Below are 20013 nucleotides of genomic sequence, written 5' to 3' on the forward strand. Positions count from 1 at the left end.
TGGTAGTAGCTCTTGGTCACCTTTCATCAAACACAAAAAACCCCATACTTGAGTTTAAGTATGAGGTATTAATATTATGTTCTTTCCACACTTAGAATGTCATTTTTCCCCTAGATGAAAAATAAAATCGTTACCCGAACTTAGGCTTAAGACGCTGAAGGCTCATGTAAATTAAATAAGATACAATAAATAGATAAGGGGTGAATAGAAGTCCCCATAATAGATGCTCACGTATAACACTTAGTCCAACAAAATCGACCAAACGATTTGTTATATCCATAATGACCGTGTGAATGACATAGATCCCCACAGTGTTTTTCCCAATTTTATTAACGAGGGATTCTTCTCCAATGTTAGGCATGCTGAATATAAACATAAATAATGTGACTGCGACTAGAATCGTTGAAATAAAATAATTTCCGCTATTTCCATCGAGACCATGTGCTGTGATTTCCCTTTCGACCACTTGTAATAAGGAAAAACCAATGAACACTAATGCCCATACCCATGGCTTAAACCGCCGTGAAATCGTAATGAAATGGGATTGATATTTTCCAAATATTCCGCCTAACGTAATATAAAATATACCGAAAAATGCACCATCACGAGATTCCAAGCTAAGATCATAAATCCCTGAATAGGACTGATCAAAGAGCCCGACTACGTATAAAATAAAACTGACCACTAGCAGAAGCTCAATTTTCCCAAAGTAATAAAACAGAGCAAATAAGATCATAGCCCAGGTCGCAGCCAGCAAATACCAAAGATGGTATTGAGTATGGCCTGCACCGTAGTAGAAGATATCAAAGGTCAAAAATGTACTGATATACTCAATGATGGGTTCGCTTTTAAATCCTTTATCGAGAATGACCATCACTAAATCATAAAGGAAGAAAAATAAGAACCAGGCTACATACAAGTGAATCAACGTTCCCACATACTTTGGGAAGTAGCCTCCACCCTTACGTTCCACTTGTTTGACAACAAGGTAACCAGAGACCATAAAGAAAAAGGGAACTCCAAACCTGGCAAAGGTGTCGATTAGGAAGTCTATCCTATCGCCCTCGATACCAAAGAGGTCGACTTCTTTAAATGAATGCGAATGAATATATACAATAAAAAACATGGCTATAAATTTTATAAAATCAATTGAAGAAATTCGTTTCATCACTTATACCTCACTTACTAGCGTTTCTCGTGAGATATTTATTCGGTCTAATTCTTGATCAACCGGGGGGAGTCAAGAAATTGAAATAGAAATGAAATATAAAAAACCCCTTACGTAAGATCAATTTTAGCGATCTATCGTGAGGGGTTCCTGCTACTTTCCTGTTTCATATAACTTTGATAAAGAAAAACCTCGTCCGAGAATTTCAGAAGCATTGAGGAAGACAATAAAGGAAGTCGGTTCTTTTTCTTGCAGTGCTTTTTTCAAATAAATCGCTTCCTCCTGCTCTACAACACAAAGAATCATTGTCTTTTCGGTATTGGAATGACCTCCAACTGTCCGTATCTTTGTCAAGCCTCGATCAATTTCATCTTTTATGATTGACTGAATAAGTTCTTCCTTTTCAGAAATAATCAGAACAAGTTTTGATGGAGACGTTTGTAGTTGAACAAAATCGATCACTTTACTTGTCACATAAATCGACATCATCGCGAATAAAGCAAGTTCTAAATTAAACACGATCGCAGAGGTAATCACAACAAATCCATCTACAATTAATTGGGAAAAACCACTCGAAAAACCTGTGTACTTTTTCAAAGCCTGTGCAATCATGGCTGTGCCGCCAGTCGATCCTTTTCCCCGGTAAACCGTTCCAAGACCGACACCTAACAGAATTCCACCGTAAATGGCAGCCAGCAAGGGGTTGTCTACTTTGAAGGGAAGATCTGTGGTAAGCCAGATGATGAACGGCACAAATAATGTTCCTACTAACGTTTTTAAGCTAAAGTCTTTTCCAAGAAGAATAATTCCCAAAATAAACAATGGAATATTAATCGCCCATTGGACATAAGCGGGGTTAAACTTGTACAACTCATATAAAATGGTACTAATACCGGAAACACCGCCTGAAGCTAATTTAGCCGGCAGTAGAAACATATTAAATGCTAAACCAACAAAAGCTGAACCGATAATAATATAACAGTATTCAATAAATAGTTTTATTTGAGGTGACTTCTGTGTCATGTATATCCTATCCTTTCTCACACGAACTCCATTATTCTAACATATATCTCGACAAAACTCTTATTCCTTTTATCCCTAAGTTAACTGTCCGGTGAGGATGTTTTAACGCATACAATGACTTCAGGAATAACGATTACCTCATAGTGGCAGCAGCTTAATCGGTTAATGACATGCAAAATAAAGAAGCCACCCCAAACAGGATGACTTCACATTTTGCTATGTTAAAGGATTACCGCTGCAATAATTCCAAAAATGAACAGCGGAATATTATAATGCAAGAATGTTGGCACACATGTTTCCCAAATATGATGGTGTTTGCCGTCCGCATTTAAACCTGACGTCGGTCCTAATGTACTGTCTGAGGCAGGAGAACCTGCATCCCCGAGTGCACCAGCCGTACCGATCAAGGCAGCGGTAGCCATCGGTGAAAAACCGGCAGTTAGACAAATAGGTACGTAGAGTGACGCAATTACTGGAATCGTACCGAATGAGGAACCAATCCCCATGGTGATCAGTAAACCAACCAGGAGCATAACAATGGCAATGAGCAAATGCGATCCATTTAAAAGTCCTTCAGTTTGATCGACAAGTGCTTGCACAGCTCCGGTTTCTTTTAAAATCGTGGCATACCCAGAGGCAATCAGCATGACGAAAGCAATCATGCCCATCATCCCGATCCCCTCATGGACAACGCGTTCACCCTGGTATAATTTAACTACTCTCGTAGCAAACATAACGATAATTCCCGAAAGAGCGCCGATCACTAGCGAGTCAGTATAAAGTTGTGTACCAAGAGCTGCAACAATAGCGAGAACCGTCATCCAATGCTCCATACTCCAACGAATTTCTTTTCTATGAAATACCTCTTCAGGTACTCCTTCATCATCAGCTATTTTCGGATCAGGTTTTCCATTATGACTAACCCGATCTTTTCGGTAAGTGATCAATAGAGCAAATAATAAGCCTACGATCATGGCAAGGCCCGGGAATAGCATGGCAAGCGTCACTTTATTAAGAGAGATCTCCATGCCATTTGCATTCATTTCGTCACGTATGATGCCTTGGAAAATCAGCCCAAACCCAGCTGGAATCATAATGTAAGGTGCTTTCAATCCAAATGTTAGGGCAGACGCAACTGCTCTTCTATCCAATTTAATTCGATCAAATAATGAAAGCAATGGCGGGATTAAAATCGGAATAAACGCAATATGTACAGGAACAACGTTTTGTGAAAGACATGCTATTCCTGCAATGGTAAGAACGAGCACAAGTTTCCGATTCCCTATCACCTTGAGCATTTTATTTACTAAAATGCTCGTTATTCCCGACAAGCCGATCATGACAGCAAATATCCCAAGTAGAATGTAACTAAGCGCCGTATTGGATTGACCGCCCATCCCAGAAACGATAACTGACACGGATTCCGAAACATTCATTCCTGAGACTACGCCTGCTGTAATGGCCGCGATCAATATCGCAAAAATGACATTGACACGAACGAGACTCAATATGACCATGACTAACACACTAATGATTACAGCATTTGTGAACATCTAATTCCCCCTCTACTATTCAATTTCATCTCAACTAGATATGGTTTTACGTTGTATCGTCCAATCAAATTGATCATCGCTTAACCATGTTGAAAGGGTTTCTATATCTTTTGAAAAAACACGATCCTCCGTTATCGATGGCACTACTTCTCTCCCTTTTGTAAAAAGTTTTTGAACGGAAGATGAGGCTAACGAGGTATCGCGGTATTCGAGAGCCTGCATCGCACAAATCAACTCAATAGACACTACCTTTTGTGCATTCACAATGATTTGGTACGCATGGCGAGCCCCGATGGTTCCCATACTGACATGGTCCTCCTGGTTCGCAGAGGATGGGATCGAGTCCACACTGGCGGGGTGAGCCAAGGTTTTATTTTCGGAAACGAGGGAGGCCGCAGCATATTGCATGATCATCGCCCCTGATTGCAGACCAGGATCTGGACTTAAGAAGCCTGGCAGGTCATTTAACTGCGGGTTTACGAGCCGCTCCACCCGTCTCTCTGAGATGTTAGCCATTTCCGCTACTGCGATTTTCAAGAAGTCCATGGCAAGTGCAATCGGCTGACCATGGAAGTTCCCCCCAGATACCACCGTCTCCCCATCGTCAAAAATCAGTGGGTTATCTGTTGCAGCGTTCATCTCAATCTCAAGCTTTTCTTTTACATAAGCTAGGCTCTGCCTCGACGCCCCGTGGACCTGTGGGATACAGCGGAGTGAATAGGCATCTTGCACCCTTTTTTCCCCTTGATGTGTAACAAGTTTACTGTCACTCGTAATCGCACGAATTCTTTCTGCCACTTCCACTTGTTCAGGATAGCCTCTTGCTTCATGGATAGCTGGATGAAAGGCATCAATAATTCCTTCAAGCGATTCTAACGTCATCGATGCAACCCAGTCACTTTGGTCAATTAGACGTTCTGCTTCAATATAATTGATCACACCCATCGCTGTCATCGCTTGCGTCCCGTTAATAAGAGCAAGGCCTTCTTTTGCTTTCAGTGTAAGAGATTCATAGCCAAACTCTTGATAAGCTTCTTGTGTCGGCTTAATTTTACCATGGTTATGAACCTCTCCTTCCCCTACTAGTACTAATGCAAGGTGTGAAAGCGGTGCAAGATCTCCCGAAGCACCAAGCGAGCCTTGACTAGGAATGACTGGCAAAATATCCTCATTAACCATGTCACGCAAACGTTCCACCACACATGGACGTACGCCAGAGAATCCTTTAAGTAATGCATTGAGTCGTAGTACCACCATTGCCTTGCTGACAACTTCCGGAAAATTCTCCCCCACACCGCAAGCATGCGAACGAATCAAATGCAGTTGCAAGTCATCAACGTCCTCATCCTGGATCCGAACATCACTAAACTTTCCAAACCCCGTATTAATGCCATAAACCGTTTCCCCATTTGAAACAATCCTTTCTACGGCATTCCTGCTCTTCCTCACTTTTTTCATACTCTCTGGATTAATCGCAACGAATTCCTTCCCATAAATAATACTTTTCATCTGCTTCAATGTTAAGTCCGAACCATTTAACTGAATCATAAAAATTTCTCCTTTCCATAATAAAAAAAGAGACGACAATGGCATACGAAACACCATTGCCGCCTCCTCAAAACTTTTGACTATAGGCAGCTGTTACCCTATATGATTGATTCCAAGCCCGAACGTTTCATGTTCGAGCCCTTTCACTGGCGCGCCAATCGTTCCATAAAAAGCGACCGCCAGCCATTCACCCTCATCAAACTGTTCATAAGGGGATCCACGGACAATAGCAAAACGCAAGCCTACCGTCCGCATCATGTCTCCCGCACCAATTTGACCGCGCATCACACCTTCTAACGCTTCTAAGATAGCATGATACAAAGCATGCGTTTCACGATACAGCTCATCAGAGATAATATGGTTTCTTTTCGCGGCAGTTTCCACCGCTGAAATAACTTTCTGCATATTCATGGAGCCTGCTTTCCCCTGGCAATACTCCACATCTTTCAAACGTGTAGAAAATGGCTCCAACTCTTCTGGTGTTAATGAGACCACCAGCATAGCTAACTTCCCGATTGGAATCTTCTGCGTCATTTACTTCACCTAATTCAACTTATAATCAACTATTTACTACTGACTATGTAAATTGTAAACGTTTTCTCAATTGTCTGTCAATGGTTATATGGAAAATTTTAGTGTTCTATTGTAGTGATTAAGTAGCACACTAAAGCAATAACCATTTTATGGATGACCTGAGGTGGTAATATATGGTCAAATAAAGGTCGTCCCTCATAAGTACAGGAGACGACCTTTATTCATAATTATCTTACTTTCACGTGCTTTCTTCGATTTGCTGTTGAGCCATATAGTCGTCCAGTGTAGCCTGTTTTGTGGCTAAACTAACAACAACATAGGCAATAAACGACAGGATAATCGGTAAGACGACACTATGCATACCAAAAGGTGAGGAAAAGAACTGTTCGATCATAATATAGGAGCCGACACCAACAAGCATCGAGGAAAGTGCTCCATATTTGTTTCCTCTTTTCCAATAAAGCCCCATCACAACAGGCCAAATAAACGTTGCTTCCAAGCCGCCAAATGCAAATAGGTTGAGCCAGATTAGTAGATCTGGTGGATTGATGGCCATTAAAAATACTAGTATTCCAAGGACAGCTGTCACTCCAAAGCTTAACGTTTTTATCCTTTGGTACGAAGCGTCTGGTTTAACATAGTTCACGTAAATATCCTTCACAACAGATGAGCTGACTAAAAGCAATAACGAGTCTACTGTTGACATGATCGCAGCCATGGGCGCAGCTAATACGACACCAGCGAGCCATGCAGGCAACACTTCCAAGGCTATAAGCGGCATCACCTTATCCCCTACTGCAATCCCGGGTAAGATCGGCCGCGCAAACACTCCTATCAAATGCATATTCAACATGATAAATCCGACAACAATTGTTCCGATAATCAAAGCTCGATGCATCGCCTTCGAACTTTTATAAGACATCGCCCGCACTGTTATTTGGGGAAGCCCGACAACAGCTACGCCAACGAGAATCCAAAAGGAGGAGACATAGGCAGGGGTAAGACTGCCATCTGCACCAAACGGCGTTATTAAATTGGGATTTTCAGCTGCCAATCCATCCATAATGTTAGAAATGCCCCCACCGGCAATAATTGTTGCTATGAGAAGGATGAGTGTACCACCAAACATAACTACCCCCTGGACAGCATCTGTTAACGCGACTGCCTTAAATCCCCCAATAATCACATAGATAAGGACTGATATTGCAAAAATAACTAAAGCTGTATGATAAGATAATCCAGTTAATGACTCTATTAATCTAGCTCCACCAACCCACTGGGCTGCCATCGCTGAAAATAGAAAGATAATGATACTAAAGGCAGCCACCAACACAACCCATTTACTTTGATAACGCCCCCTTAAAAAGTCGGTTAACGTAACGGCTCTATACTTTCTTGACATAATGGCAAACTTTTTACCTAAGATCATGAGAACAAAATAACCAGTAACCACTTGAGACATGGATAGCAAAACCCAGCCTAAGCCCTCTGTATAAGCTACCCCGGGACCGCCTATAAAACTGCTCGCACTTCCATATGTAGCAATCATTGTCATAGCTAAAATAAAGCCACCTAACTGACGCCCGCCCAGAAAATATTCCTCTAAAAAATTATAATTGGCCTTTTTCAATGAGCCACTAGCTACAAACCCCACCATGAAAATAATAACGAGAAAAATCAACAATGGTACAATGACAGCGAAATTCATGATTGATTACCGCTCCGTTCATCTTCGAACGATACTTCCACGAATAAAAACTTTACAACAAAAATAACCAAAGCAGCTATTAAGATAAACCCGACTACACAACTATAAAAAAACCACGCTGGCAGCCCGAAGACGTAACTATATTCCTCTGGTGGTTTACTACCTAACCCATAAGCAAAGGCGAACCACCAAACAAAGTTGATCACGGCTAAAGCAACGCCAATTATAGCTTCACGGTTTGCAATCATAAAGCGATGGTCATGTTTCTTTCCAGCCATCTTTTCATTCCCCCATTATTTAAGAAATTAAGCCTTACACCTGATGTTTTCCTTAGTGTACCAAATTTAAGATTGAAGCTACCAAAGAAAGAATCTATTTTTATCATTTTGACGGCCCCCTATCTTTAAAAGAACCTAGTCAATCACCCACACATGATTTCTGCATACCTTGAAGTAACAGGAACGATCATTTGCTTGAGGGAGAGTGATAAAATGGCAGGTAAAGTGCATCATTTTTTTGCGGGAGATCATACGGCAAAAGGATTTTATCCTTTGTATGCTTTCAATTATCAGGGACTTGAACGTGTATTTATACTGCAAGGTTTACCTTACACAGGGAAATCAAGCCTTATGGAAAAGTTGGCAGATGAATGGAAAGATGAGGGCTTCGATATAGAAATGATTCATTCTTCTTCCGATAATCAAGCAGTAGACGGAGTAATCATTCCACAATTGAAAATGGGCATTTATGGCGGGGAAACTCCATTATTTGTTTTTAACGATGAAAACCTGGAATACATCAATATGGATACTGCCGTAAATTTTGACAGTTTAAACGATAAAAAAGATACAATTACTCAACTAAAAGAAAAAATGAAAAATGCATACCAGGAAGCACAGAACTCATTTAAAGCTGGTCTTGACATCCATGATGACCTTGAGGATGTTTATATTAATCAGATGAATTTTACCAAAGCAAATCAGTTAACCAATCAATTGATACATCAGTTATTTAACAATCAAAAGGCAGCCAATAATGATTCTGTAGTCAAGCGACGCTTCTTCGGTGCTTCTACACCCCAGGGAGTGGTTGATTATATTCCGAATTTAACCGAAGACTTAGATAAGCGCTATTTCATCAAAGGACGCGCAGGAACAGGGAAATCCACTATCCTCAAGAAAATAGCTGCAGCTGGCGAAAACCTTGGATTTAATGTAGAAATTTACCATTGTGGGTTTGACCCCTTGAGCCTTGACATGGTAATCATACGTGAACTAGGATTTTGCGTTTTTGACAGCACCGATCCCCATGAGTATTTTCCAGATCGAGAAGGGGATGAAATCGTCGATGTGTATGCAGAAGCGGTCACTCCTGGTACAGATGAAAAGTATGCTGACGAAATTGATAATCTCACCCGTGGTTATAAATCTTATATGAAAGAAGGGGTCGCTTATTTAAAAGAGGCTAAACAACACGACGATGAGCTTGCATTTATTTATAGGGATGCAGTTAATACTTCTGTCACAGATCGTATTTTTGAGTCAATCCACTTAGAGTTCGGAAAAAAAGCGAGCATTTTAGAGTAAGTAAAATTTTATCATGAAAGAACCTGTGAGTTGATCTCAATATGACCAACTCACAGGTTTTTTAGTTTTAAGCGTCCTTGCTTATTCAGGGACGTAGGACTGCTCAATTAGAGATTGTTTATCTATCTTACCAACGTCCGTTTTCGGCAATTCTTCTAGCACATAAAATTGTTTAGGAACCTTGTATCCTGCAAACTTTTCACGGCAGTGACTTTGCAACTTTTCGATAGAAATACCATCACTTTTAAGGGAGATATAGGCAACGGCACGCTCTCCCCATTTCTCATCAGGGATTCCAATCACAGCAGCTTCATTTACCTCAGGATTTGATAACAGCCACTGTTCAATCTCCAGAGGAAAAATATTCTCACCACCGCTAATAATCATTTCCTTTTTCCGACCAACGATGTAAATAAAACCTTCATCATCCTGTTTGGCTAAGTCCCCTGTGTGCAGCCACTCATCTCGAAAAACTGCGTCAGTTTCTTCAGGATTATTCCAATAATATTCGAAGGTATGGTCACCCCAAAGAAGAAGTTCTCCTACTTCTCCTGGGCACTGATCATTACAATCCTTGTCAACGATGCGAATTTGATTAAACATCATTGGTTTTCCTACGGAGCCAACATGTTTTTGGGCATCCTCAGGTGAGATATAGAAATTGTTCGGTCCAGCTTCCGTCAGTCCATAGCCTTCCTTAAACTTCAGGCCTTTGTGATGGTAGTGCTTATAAATCGTCAACGGGCACGGTGCTCCTCCTGATAAAAACACTTTCATATTCGGATACCTGGCTTGCTGAAAGTATGGAGTTTGCACTAACATGTGGTGCATCGTTGACACGAGTAGGACGATGGTACATTGGTAGCTTTGTAAGTCACGAGCAGCCTGTTCCGGATCAAACTTTTCCGAAATAATAACAGTGCCGCCCATTAATAAAATAGGAAGGGATAGGGCATTCAGTCCCCCAGTATGGAACATCGGGAGACAAGTCAGCGTTCGATCTTCCTTCACTATGTTCCAGCTAATAATAGTATTAATCGCATTCCATAGGACCGGAAAAACCGAGCAACGAAGACATTCGCCGTTAATCATTTGGTGACTTTTTGAACAACCTCTTTAAGTGGTTAGTAGTAGGATTATAACGAGGGAGGATAGAGGATAGATCTTATCTCAAAATGTTTAGGCACTCGCGATCTACTCCTCTTTTAAAAATAAAATGGCCGAGTGTGGGTACACTCGGCCTAAAGTGCAATTCAACCAATTTTATGCTCTCGCAAGCATGCGGTCGAGAGCCTTCTTTGCATCGATTGCAATCTCTTTATCTACTTCGATTAAATTAGTAGGATCCCCCTGCGCGATTGACTCTAGCGACCATGCTAGATGAGGCAAGTCGATTCGGTTCATCGTCAAACAAGGACACATGTTTGGGTTCAGGGAAATAATATGCTGATCCGGATGTTCTTGGATGATTCGATTAACGAGATTCATCTCTGTACCGACTGCCCACGAGCTGCCAGGTGGAGCTTGCTCAATTGTTTTAATAATATGATTCGTAGAACCGGCGTCATCAGATAAGGCGACCACTTCCCTGCGGCATTCCGGATGAACGATGATTCTCATCTCAGAATACTGCTCCCGGACTTGGTGTACGTTGGCTACAGTAAAGTTCTCGTGGACAGAACAATGGCCTTTCCACAAAATCACTTTGATATCATCAAGATGCCCTTCATAGACAAGCTCCTCGTTAATCGGATCCCAGACGGCCATGTCATTAAGAGAGATGCCGAGATCGTAAGCAGTATTTCGACCTAGATGTTGATCAGGTAAGAAGAGGATCCGCTCCTTTTGAGTGAAAGCCCATTGAATCATTTTCTCGGCATTCGACGAAGTGACGGTTGCCCCCCCATGCTTTCCGACAAATGCTTTAATGGCAGCTGTTGAGTTGACATAGGTCAACGGGAGAATGGTGTCACCGAAATCTGCCATCAACTGCTCCCATGCTTTTTCCGTCTGGGTGAAATTTGCCATATCGGCCATCGTACAGCCTGCCCGCATATCTGGCAGATACACTTTTTGATCATCTCTTGTTAGAATATCCGCTGTTTCGGCCATAAAATGGACACCACAAAAGACAATGGCCTCCGCTTCATGCTGGGAAGCAGAAATTTGAGCCAGCTGCAATGAATCTCCTCGTGAATCGGCATATTCAATGACTTCATCTTTTTGATAGTGATGGCCAGGTAAGAACAGACGCGTCCCCATTTGTTTCTTTACCTGGCGAACACGTTCAGCTAGCTCGCTGTTATCCATTTGCATATATTTGTCCGGAATTGTCGGTGTAGAGCTTTTCATTGTTTCAAAAATATTCATCCCTGACTCCTCCTCTCTTTCATATCTACGTTGACACTGATATCTAGTGAGGGTGCAGAGTGTGTTAAACAGCCTAAGGAAATATAATCAACACCGCAGTCGCTGTAATTTAAAAGGTCTTTTATTGCAATCCCTCCAGATGCTTCGGTCGTGATGTGCGGTGGTACGAGTTGTACAAATCTCTGAATCTCCTCAACACTGCGATTGTCGAACATAATACAATCTGCGCCCGCTTCGACTGCTTCAAGCACTTGCTCTTCGGTTTCTGTCTCAACTTCCACGTTCACCATATGACCGATTCTCTTGCGCACTCGCCCCACTGCTTGCTTAATAGATCCTGCAAAAGTAATATGGTTATCTTTAATCATGACAGCATCATAAAGCCCATTACGATGATTAAAACCGCCTCCAGCTCGAACCGCACATTTCTCAAACATCCGAAGGCCTGGGGTCGTCTTTCTGGTATCACAAATCCTCGTGTGGCCGCTATTTAGGTTTGCAACAGCTCTACGCGACAATGTCGCAATCCCACTCATTCGCTGTACAAGATTTAAGATTACCCGCTCTCCTTTCAACAAACTCGCCCATTCCCCATTAGCGATAGCGATTGTCTCTCCTTGAGAAATGGCGTCCCCATCCTTTTTCAATAATTGAACGTTAATCGACGGATCCAGCATTTGAAAGCCTGTAAGGATCACGGCTGTTCCACATAAAACTCCCGATTGCTTCGCTTCAAAAACGACTTCCCCTTTATGACGGTCTTCAAATAAATAATCACTTGTTACATCGATATCACCAATGTCCTCTATGAAAAAATGCTCCAACGCTTGTTTAAGCTTGAACTGATTCATAAGATCTCCTCTTTTCTGAATACCTAATCTCTGTTGTATGTTTCCTTTGCCACTCATCGCTTTCATATGGGAAATCGCTGCGGAAATGACCCCCGCGGCTTTCTGTCCGCTTGAGAGCGGCGTTTATGATCAGCCAGGATGTTTGCAGCATGGCCAGAATAGACCATTGCTGTTTAGTAAGCTGACTAAAGTCCGTTCTCACCCATTTTTCAAGCTCAAACGATTCAATCCATTTGAGTTGTGCAAGCAGGGATTTTTCTTCACGAACAATCCCTGCCCGATCCATCATATTACATTGAATTTCTTCTATTGTCGGCAGGTTTAAGCCAGATAAATCCTCATAATAATGACAGTTTGGCGGCTCATCGATAAAGGGGGCTGGAGCCTGTTCTGTAATATGCTTAGCAAGTCTTTTCCCGTAGACCAATCCTTCAAGCAAAGAGTTGCTTGCGAGTCGATTTGCTCCGTGAACCCCTGTACAGGCAGCCTCCCCAACTGCGTAAAGACCAGGAACATTCGTCCTCCCCCTATCATCGACTTCAATTCCTCCCATAAGAAAATGGCAACCGGGAGCAACAGGAATGCTCCCACTCACTCCATTTCGTTGACATAACTTGGCGGCTGTGGGAAATCTTTTTTCAAAATCAGAAATCGATGCAATATCCAGGTAAACAGAGCGGCCATTTTGAATCGAGCTAAAAATGGCCTGCGCGACAATATGCCTTGGTGCTAAATCACCCATTGGATGAACGCCATCCATAAGGTAGTTTCCTGCATCATCCACGAGCCGTGCCCCTTCCCCGCGCACAGCTTCTGATACGAGCCCCTTCCCTTCTCCATTGCAAAAAAGCAGCGTTGGATGAAATTGCACGAACTCCATATCTCTTACTCTCGCCCCAGCCCAATAAGCAAGCGCAATCCCATCTCCGGTTACTTCCTCTGCATTTGATGTGAATGAATAAAGCTGTCCGCATCCGCCGGTAGACAAAATAACGTAAGGAGCAAGGAGGCTATGTGATGCCCCATTGCTTGTTTTACTTTTGATCCCATAACAGCGACCATCATCCTCAATATGGAGTTCGTACACACATTCATTCTCATAAATGTCTACGTTTGGACCCAATTTTCCTACTAAACAATCAACGATCCTGCGGCCAGTCTGATCGCCTCCGCCGTGTATGATTCTTGAGTGACTATGTGCTCCTTCCTTTCCAAGCTGAAGATTGCCATTTTCGTCTCGATCAAATTGACATTGAACATTGACAAGTTCGCGAATAATCGCTGGCCCCTCTTCCGTTAATCGATGAACGGCCATTTGATTATTCACATTCCTACCCGCTTCCATCGTATCTTTATAATGTACAGAGGGTTGATCCCAATCCCCAATTGCAGCAGCAATCCCCCCTTGAGCCAATGATGAATTACTCTTTTTCGTCTGTGACTTTGTGAGAACAATCACATGCAAATGCCTAGGAAGATGAACGGCAATCTGTAATGCAGCGATCCCGCTTCCCACAATTATTACGTCCGCTCTTCTCAAAATTAACACCTCTAATATTTACACATGTATTGACACCTATATTTACATATATTTTAATTGAATACAAGGTCTTTTTATTAAAAAGGGGAGGATCACCTATGAGATATTTTGATTACGCAGCGACTTGTCCGATTAGCGAGGAAGCTCTACAAACATATATACAGGCATCCAAGGAGTACTTCGGGAATACCCGCAGCGTTCATGATATTGGCACAAAGGCAGATTCATTGGCCGAGCACTGCAGGCAGACATTGGCAGGCCTATTGAAGGTCGATGCAGAAGGGGTTACTTTTACCAGCGGCGGATCGGAAAGCAATATGCTCGCTTTGTACGCCCTTGCTACTTCTGGTAGAGGCAAACATATCGTCATATCAGCCGGTGAACATTCCTCGATCCATAATATAACGGCAAAGCTCGCTGAAGAAGAAGGTTATGAGGTTAGCAAAGTGTCGTTGAATGAGGAAGGCATCATCAATTTAGAAGAATTAAAGCTTCTAATGCGTGAGGATACCGTACTCGTCTCGATCCAGCATGTAAATTCCGATATAGGCACCATTCAGCCGATTGAAGAAATTCATAAGTTATGCAGGTCAAACGGATCTTGGCTTCACAGCGATTGTGTCCAATCTTTTGGAAAAATTGATCTATCTAGGGTCACTTCCTTAGTAGACAGCTTCTCAGTTTCAAGCCACAAAATATACGGACCAAAAGGTGTCGGTGCGTTGTACATCCGCCCCGCCATTTCCTTTACTCCTTTTTTACCAAACGTTTCCCACGAAAGCGGAGTCCGACCGGGTACCTTGAATACACCAGGAATCGCTGCCTTTACGACAGCCGCTCAGACGAAACTGACGAATCTCAAATCCTACCAGCAGGACATTATTTTCCTAAAGAGAGAATTCTTGAATGCTTTAGCGGACGTGAACGCTTCTGTCAGAGTAATGGGTCCGAATACAGACTCACCTGTTCCTATACTTGGACTCTGCATTAGCGAAATCGACGGTCAACATATGATGCTTGAAGGAAACCGTAGAGGCTACTTTTTTTCAATCGGAAGTGCGTGTCAAGTCGGAAGTGGAGGGCCCCCGAAAACCTTGCTTTCTATGGGGTATTCAGAAGAAGAAGCGAAAACATTCATCCGAATTTCATTTGGATTTGATCAAACTTTGGAGGATGTCCGGGGATTGGCAGCATGTATTAAGGAAGTGATTTGGGAGAGGGAAAGAACTGTTTAATAAATGTGATTTTGTAGAGTGCGACTTAACGAGAGTTGATAGTGATCTAACGCAATGATATCCCCCCTTAACAGCAACATTCTAGCTTAACTATAATAGCATTTTAAATCTTGGAATGTTGGCGTTCTCATTATTGGCCCCTAATTTATAAACTGCCTTTTCTTACTGTTGGATTAGGCAGCACTTTTTCTACAATTTATCTTCTCCGTTTATACCTTCAGGATTGTTCTAGCAAAGTAGTAATATTGAGATTTACCAATGACGAGTATAATCCCGGTCTTGATATAATACATATTTCGTAGGGGACAACTTCTCTTTTGTAGGCGTTATCAAAATAATAAAGGGGGATTAAATTACCGTGTTGCGATCGATGACTTTGTTCTTTAATCGTTTAGTTCAGCGTTACTTACCAGATGCCTTCTTATTCGCTATTATTCTAACTTTAATTGTTTTAGGTCTAGGTATAGGCTTTACTGGTAGTTCACCAGCTGAAATGGTCCAGTATTGGGGGATGGGTTCTGGAATCTCCTCGCCTTCGCCATGCAGATGTCCTTAATTGTAGTTACAGGGTATATTTTAGCAAACAGCCCGATCATAAAATCGTTATTAACGAGACTCAGCAAGTTAGCCACCACTCCCGGTCAAGCCATTTTGTTGGTCACGTTTACAGCGGCTGTCGCTTGTTTAATTAATTACGGTTTCGGTTTAGTTGTCGGAGCATTACTCGCCATTCATGTAGCCAAGCGTGTGCATTCTGTCGATTACCGACTTTTAATGGCTAGTGCCTATAGTGGATTTCTGCTTTGGCATGGGGGACTATCTGGTTCCATTCCTTTAACTATTGCGACAGATGGTCATTTTATGGCAGATTCAATTGGGGTTATCCCCATTACAGAAACGATTTTCAGTGGGATGAACCTATTTATCGTAGGTACTCTGCTAGTAACTCTTCCCTTGTTAAACCGACTACTGATGAATTCTACCGAAGACTTAGAAAAAAATAACCATGATTTCTTAAGTAATGAGACTTATACACAGGAACCGAAGACTACACCTGTACAGGAAAACATGACCCCTGCTGAACGACTTGAAAATAGTAAACTCCTTTCCCTTATTATTGGATTGTTGGGTCTGGCTTTTGTTATCTACCATTTTGCTAAAAATGGTCTCGACTTAAATATTAATATCGTCAACTTCATCTTCCTATTCCTCGGGATTATTTTTCATCAAACCCCAAGGCGTTTCCTGGATAGTGTAACAGATGGTGTGAAAAATGCAGGAGGAATCATCATACAGTTTCCATTCTACGCAGGGATCATGGGCATGATGGTCGCTTCAGGATTATCTGAACAAATGTCCCTATGGTTTGTCAGTGTCTCAAACGACTTTACCTTCCCATTATTCACGTTTATCAGTGCCGGAATCGTGAATTTCTTCGTTCCTTCCGGGGGTGGACAATGGGCCGTTCAAGCACCCATCATGATCCCCGCAGCCCTTGATCTTGGAGTGGATACTGCAAAAACAGGGATGGCCGTAGCGTGGGGAGATGCATGGACGAACATGATTCAGCCATTTTGGGCGTTACCGCTTCTTGCTATAGCCGGGTTGAAAGTAAAAGATATTATGGGTTTTTGCGTGGTTATCCTACTGTGGAGTTTCATACCTATTTCTATCGGTCTATTATTCTTCTAATATAGACAAAGAGGTCGCATCAAAATTGATACGGCCTCTTTGTCTTATTTTCAGTCTGATCAGTTCACTATGTTCTATACCGTCACTTTTTCACGATCAAACTTCGGCAGTATATCCCCATGTGCTTCAATAAGGTCATCACAAAGAGATACAATGTCGTCAATCGATAATTCTGCTGCGGTATGGGGATCAAGCATCGCCGCATGGTAGATATGTTCTCTCTTCCCAGTTATGGCAGCTTGAATCGTTAACAACTGGGGATTAATATTGGTGCGATTTAAGGCAGCCAATTGTTCCGGAAGTTCACCGACGTAGCATGGATTTACACCATTTCGATCTACAAGACATGGAACTTCAACCACGGCATTCGTTGGTAAGTTACTGATTAATCCACCGGTGTTAAGGACGTTCCCATGAATTCTGAATGGTTTATCCGTCTCCATGGCCTCGATAATATAGGAAGCATATTCATGGGTACGTTCATGTGTAAGATTTTGATTATTAACTACATCCTCACGCATTTTCTCCCAATCCTCAATCTGTTCTACACAACGGCGCGGATATTCATCAAGCGGAATATTGAACTTCTCAACCAGTTCAGGATAATTGCTCTTAATAAAATAAGGATGATATTCTGCATTGTGCTCTGATGATTCTGTCACATAGTAACCAAACCGGTTCATCAATTCAAAGCGAACCATGTCTTCATGTTTTTCCTTTTGCTTTACTCTAGCTCTTTTCTTAATTTCAGGATACAAGTCTTTCCCGTCTTTTGTTACTTCTAAAAGCCATGCCAGGTGATTGATCCCGGCAATTTTCCATTGAACACCTTCCGTATCCATTTCAAGGGACTTGAACAAATCTGGAACAGCACCTTGCACACTGTGACACAATCCGACCGTTTTTATTCCTGTATAACGAAGCATTGCACCTGTTAGCGCAGCCATTGGATTTGTATAATTCAAGAACCAGGCGTTCGGACATACCTCCTTCATATCTTTCGCAAAATCAAGCATGACAGGAATGGTTCTTAGCGTCCTGAAGATCCCTCCAACCCCAATCGTATCCCCTATCGTTTGACGGAGGCCGTATTTTTTCGGAATATCAAAGTCGATTACAGTACTCGGTTTGTAGCCGCCAACCTGAATCGCATTAATAACATATTTTGCCTCCCGTAACGCTTCTTTTCGATCCGTATAAGCTTTAACCGTCACGTTACTGCCAAGGCTTTTCTTCAGATTATTCAACATATTTTCTGAATCCTTTAACCTTTGATGATCAATATCATAGAGAGCAAATTCGAACTCCTGAATACTTGGTGTTAACATGCAATCTCCTAAAACGTTTTTTGCGAAAATCGTACTGCCTGCACCTAGAAATGTGATTTTTGACATAAACATTCTCCTAACACTACCTAAAGTTTATTATCCTTTTACAGATCCTGAAGAAAGACCTGCCACAAAGTATTTTTGTAAAAAGAGAAACAGAATCGTCATTGGCAGCATTGACATAATGGCAGCCGATGCGACTAAATTCAAGTTGCTTTGATTCTGGCCGAAGAAGCCCGCCAATGCCACCGTTAATGTTTGAACACTTTCATCCTGAAGGAAGAATATCGCAAATTGATAATCATTCCAGATAAATACACAGGAAATGATTAGCACGGTCGCGGTAATCGGCTTCAGCAACGGAAACACGATTTTGAAGAAAATCTTCAACGTACTTGCTCCGTCAATTTTTGCCGCCTCCTCAAGCTCTTTAGGGATAGTTGAGCGAATAAAGCCAGCATAGAGGAAAATCGTTAAAGGCAGGAATGCTGCCATATTGTTTAGAATCGCAATCTCATGTGTATTCATCATTCCCATATCAACGACCATTTGGTACAAAGGGACGAGAGCCGTCAACGGGGGAACGATCATAATCGCAATAAACAAAAAGTAGACGAACTTGTTCAGCTTTGTATTCATTCTAGCTAACGGGTAGGCAGCAAGTGATCCGAACACGATCAATAGCAAAGCTGCACCAGCTGTAATGATGGCTGTGTTGATGAACGCATTCCCCAAGCTTGCTTGTTCCCAAGCCTTAGAAAAATTTTCAAAATGTACTGAGCTTGGCAGGGACCATTTAGAACTAAAATCATTACTTGCTTTTAGTGAGGTAGTTATTAATATATAGAAAGGGATTAAATGAAACAATGTCACGACAATGGCTACGATTGTGAAGAATCTTCTCGATTTTCTCTCCCTGTTCTTCATTAAGCATCGACCTCCTTGCGTTTAAAGTAAACGAGTGCTAGCAGACTGAAAGTTAGAACAATAAACGCCATTAACACCCCTTGTGTAGCTGCATAACCAGCATCCTGCCTGCTGAAATAAAGAGAATACATAAACGTTGACATCGACTGGGAAGCATTTCCCGGTCCCCCGCCAGTAAGTGCAAGAATGACATCAAACAGTTTTAATCCTCCAATGATGTTTAGCACTACGTTAATTGTAATAGCGGGCATTAATAAAGGTAGAGTAATAGTTTTGAATTTCTGGAATACTGAAGCCCCATCAATATCAGCCGCCTCGTAAAAGTCCTTTGAAATACTCTGTAAGCCGGCTAAATAAATAATCATGGCAATACCTACAAATTGATAAGTATTAACAAAAACAATGATCCATGGGTTCACATCGGGATTGCCTAAAGCATTGATTTTATCTAGACCTAACAGCATCAAGACATCATTTAATGCCCCTCCCTGATAGGCAAAAAAGAAATACCAGATATAGCCCATGACGAGCGGGCTGATGATCACAGGAAGATAGATGATCGTTCGTGTTAACGACTTTAATCGAATGCTCTTATTAAGCAGTAGAGCATAAAGTAAACCGATAACATTTTGAAAAATTGTACTGCCAATCCCATAAAGCAACGTATTTTTTACAACTAACCACGTATCAGAATCCTGGAACATCCGCTTATATTGCTCTAAACCTACCCAGTTTTTCGTTTGCGAAAATCCGTTCCAATCAGTAAAAGAAACCCGAATTCCGCTTAAAAAAGGGTAAATAATAAAAACACTGACAACGATTAGTGCCGGAAGATACATCCACCATAACGATTTTTGTTTTTTCATCTTACGAGACTTAACCACTCCCTTACGAGCAATGGCGCGCTGTGATTTATTAACCAATTCACTCATATTAGCAACAACTCCTAT

The 20013-nt window shown here is 41.8% G+C and carries 16 protein-coding genes and 1 pseudogene; 3 read left to right on the top strand and 14 right to left on the bottom strand.

Annotation, left to right across the window (positions count from 1 at the left end):
• Positions 1–130 precede the first annotated feature (130 nt).
• The 7 genes from MUO14_RS05925 to MUO14_RS05955 all read right to left on the bottom strand — a co-directional run bounded on the left by MUO14_RS05925 (position 131) and on the right by MUO14_RS05955 (position 7812).
• A complete protein-coding gene (locus tag MUO14_RS05925) occupies positions 131–1168 on the bottom strand; it encodes an acyltransferase (RefSeq protein WP_244754199.1) in 1038 nt (345 codons plus the stop codon).
• A gap of 153 nt (positions 1169–1321) precedes the next feature.
• On the bottom strand, positions 1322–2191 hold the full coding sequence (locus tag MUO14_RS05930; protein ID WP_244754201.1) for a YitT family protein: 870 nt from the start codon (positions 2189–2191) through the stop codon (positions 1322–1324).
• Positions 2192–2412: 221 nt separating this feature from the next.
• Positions 2413–3744, bottom strand: coding sequence for a Na+/H+ antiporter family protein (locus MUO14_RS05935; protein ID WP_244754203.1), 1332 nt, complete (start codon positions 3742–3744; stop codon positions 2413–2415).
• Positions 3745–3774: 30 nt separating this feature from the next.
• A complete protein-coding gene (hutH, locus tag MUO14_RS05940; protein ID WP_244754204.1) occupies positions 3775–5292 on the bottom strand; it encodes a histidine ammonia-lyase in 1518 nt (505 codons plus the stop codon).
• Positions 5293–5385: 93 nt separating this feature from the next.
• Positions 5386–5826 (bottom strand): histidine utilization transcription antiterminator HutP, encoded by a 441-nt coding sequence (gene hutP, locus MUO14_RS05945; RefSeq protein WP_244754213.1) that lies wholly within the window; start codon positions 5824–5826, stop codon positions 5386–5388.
• A gap of 238 nt (positions 5827–6064) precedes the next feature.
• Positions 6065–7534, bottom strand: coding sequence for a sodium/pantothenate symporter (panF, locus tag MUO14_RS05950; protein ID WP_244754215.1), 1470 nt, complete (start codon positions 7532–7534; stop codon positions 6065–6067).
• The gene (locus MUO14_RS05955; protein ID WP_244754217.1) at positions 7531–7812 is read right to left on the bottom strand and encodes a YhdT family protein; all 282 of its coding nucleotides are present in this window, start codon (positions 7810–7812) and stop codon (positions 7531–7533) included. Before MUO14_RS05955 ends, panF begins: the two co-directional genes overlap by 4 nt.
• Before the next feature lie 213 nt (positions 7813–8025).
• On the opposite strand from MUO14_RS05955, the gene MUO14_RS05960 reads away from it, so the two are divergent.
• Positions 8026–9120: a PRK06851 family protein gene (locus MUO14_RS05960; RefSeq protein ID WP_244754219.1), complete on the top strand. Its 1095-nt coding sequence runs from the start codon at positions 8026–8028 to the stop codon at positions 9118–9120.
• A gap of 81 nt (positions 9121–9201) precedes the next feature.
• Here the strand turns inward: MUO14_RS05960 and MUO14_RS05965 are convergent, their stop codons facing one another.
• The 4 genes from MUO14_RS05965 to nadB form a co-directional block, all read right to left on the bottom strand.
• Positions 9202–10212 (bottom strand): class I adenylate-forming enzyme family protein, encoded by a 1011-nt coding sequence (locus MUO14_RS05965; RefSeq protein WP_396265809.1) that lies wholly within the window; start codon positions 10210–10212, stop codon positions 9202–9204.
• Positions 10213–10383: 171 nt separating this feature from the next.
• Complete coding sequence (gene nadA, locus MUO14_RS05970; RefSeq protein ID WP_244754222.1) at positions 10384–11490, bottom strand: quinolinate synthase NadA; 1107 nt, start codon at positions 11488–11490, stop codon at positions 10384–10386.
• On the bottom strand, positions 11487–12341 hold the full coding sequence (gene nadC / locus MUO14_RS05975; RefSeq protein ID WP_244754224.1) for a carboxylating nicotinate-nucleotide diphosphorylase: 855 nt from the start codon (positions 12339–12341) through the stop codon (positions 11487–11489). Before nadC ends, nadA begins: the two co-directional genes overlap by 4 nt.
• The gene (nadB, locus tag MUO14_RS05980; protein WP_244754226.1) at positions 12322–13881 is read right to left on the bottom strand and encodes an L-aspartate oxidase; all 1560 of its coding nucleotides are present in this window, start codon (positions 13879–13881) and stop codon (positions 12322–12324) included. Before nadB ends, nadC begins: the two co-directional genes overlap by 20 nt.
• A 98-nt stretch (positions 13882–13979) precedes the next feature.
• On the opposite strand from nadB, the gene MUO14_RS05985 reads away from it, so the two are divergent.
• Both MUO14_RS05985 and MUO14_RS05990 read left to right on the top strand, forming a co-directional pair.
• Complete coding sequence (locus MUO14_RS05985; RefSeq protein WP_244754234.1) at positions 13980–15116, top strand: IscS subfamily cysteine desulfurase; 1137 nt, start codon at positions 13980–13982, stop codon at positions 15114–15116.
• Between the two features lie 370 nt (positions 15117–15486).
• Positions 15487–16808 (top strand): annotated as a pseudogene (locus tag MUO14_RS05990) (short-chain fatty acid transporter).
• Between the two features lie 74 nt (positions 16809–16882).
• Here the strand turns inward: MUO14_RS05990 and melA are convergent.
• From melA to MUO14_RS06005, 3 genes are read right to left on the bottom strand one after another with little or no spacing between them, the layout of a single operon-like run.
• A complete protein-coding gene (melA, locus tag MUO14_RS05995; RefSeq protein ID WP_244754236.1) occupies positions 16883–18202 on the bottom strand; it encodes an alpha-glucosidase/alpha-galactosidase in 1320 nt (439 codons plus the stop codon).
• A 30-nt stretch (positions 18203–18232) separates the two neighbouring features.
• The gene (locus tag MUO14_RS06000; protein WP_244754238.1) at positions 18233–19063 is read right to left on the bottom strand and encodes a carbohydrate ABC transporter permease; all 831 of its coding nucleotides are present in this window, start codon (positions 19061–19063) and stop codon (positions 18233–18235) included.
• On the bottom strand, positions 19063–19995 hold the full coding sequence (locus MUO14_RS06005) for a carbohydrate ABC transporter permease (RefSeq protein ID WP_244754240.1): 933 nt from the start codon (positions 19993–19995) through the stop codon (positions 19063–19065). The genes MUO14_RS06000 and MUO14_RS06005 overlap by 1 nt, the downstream gene beginning before the upstream one ends.
• Positions 19996–20013 lie beyond the last annotated feature (18 nt).

This window comes from Halobacillus shinanisalinarum, assembly GCF_022919835.1.
In the GTDB taxonomy this organism is placed as follows: domain Bacteria; phylum Bacillota; class Bacilli; order Bacillales; family Halobacillaceae; genus Halobacillus_A; species Halobacillus_A shinanisalinarum.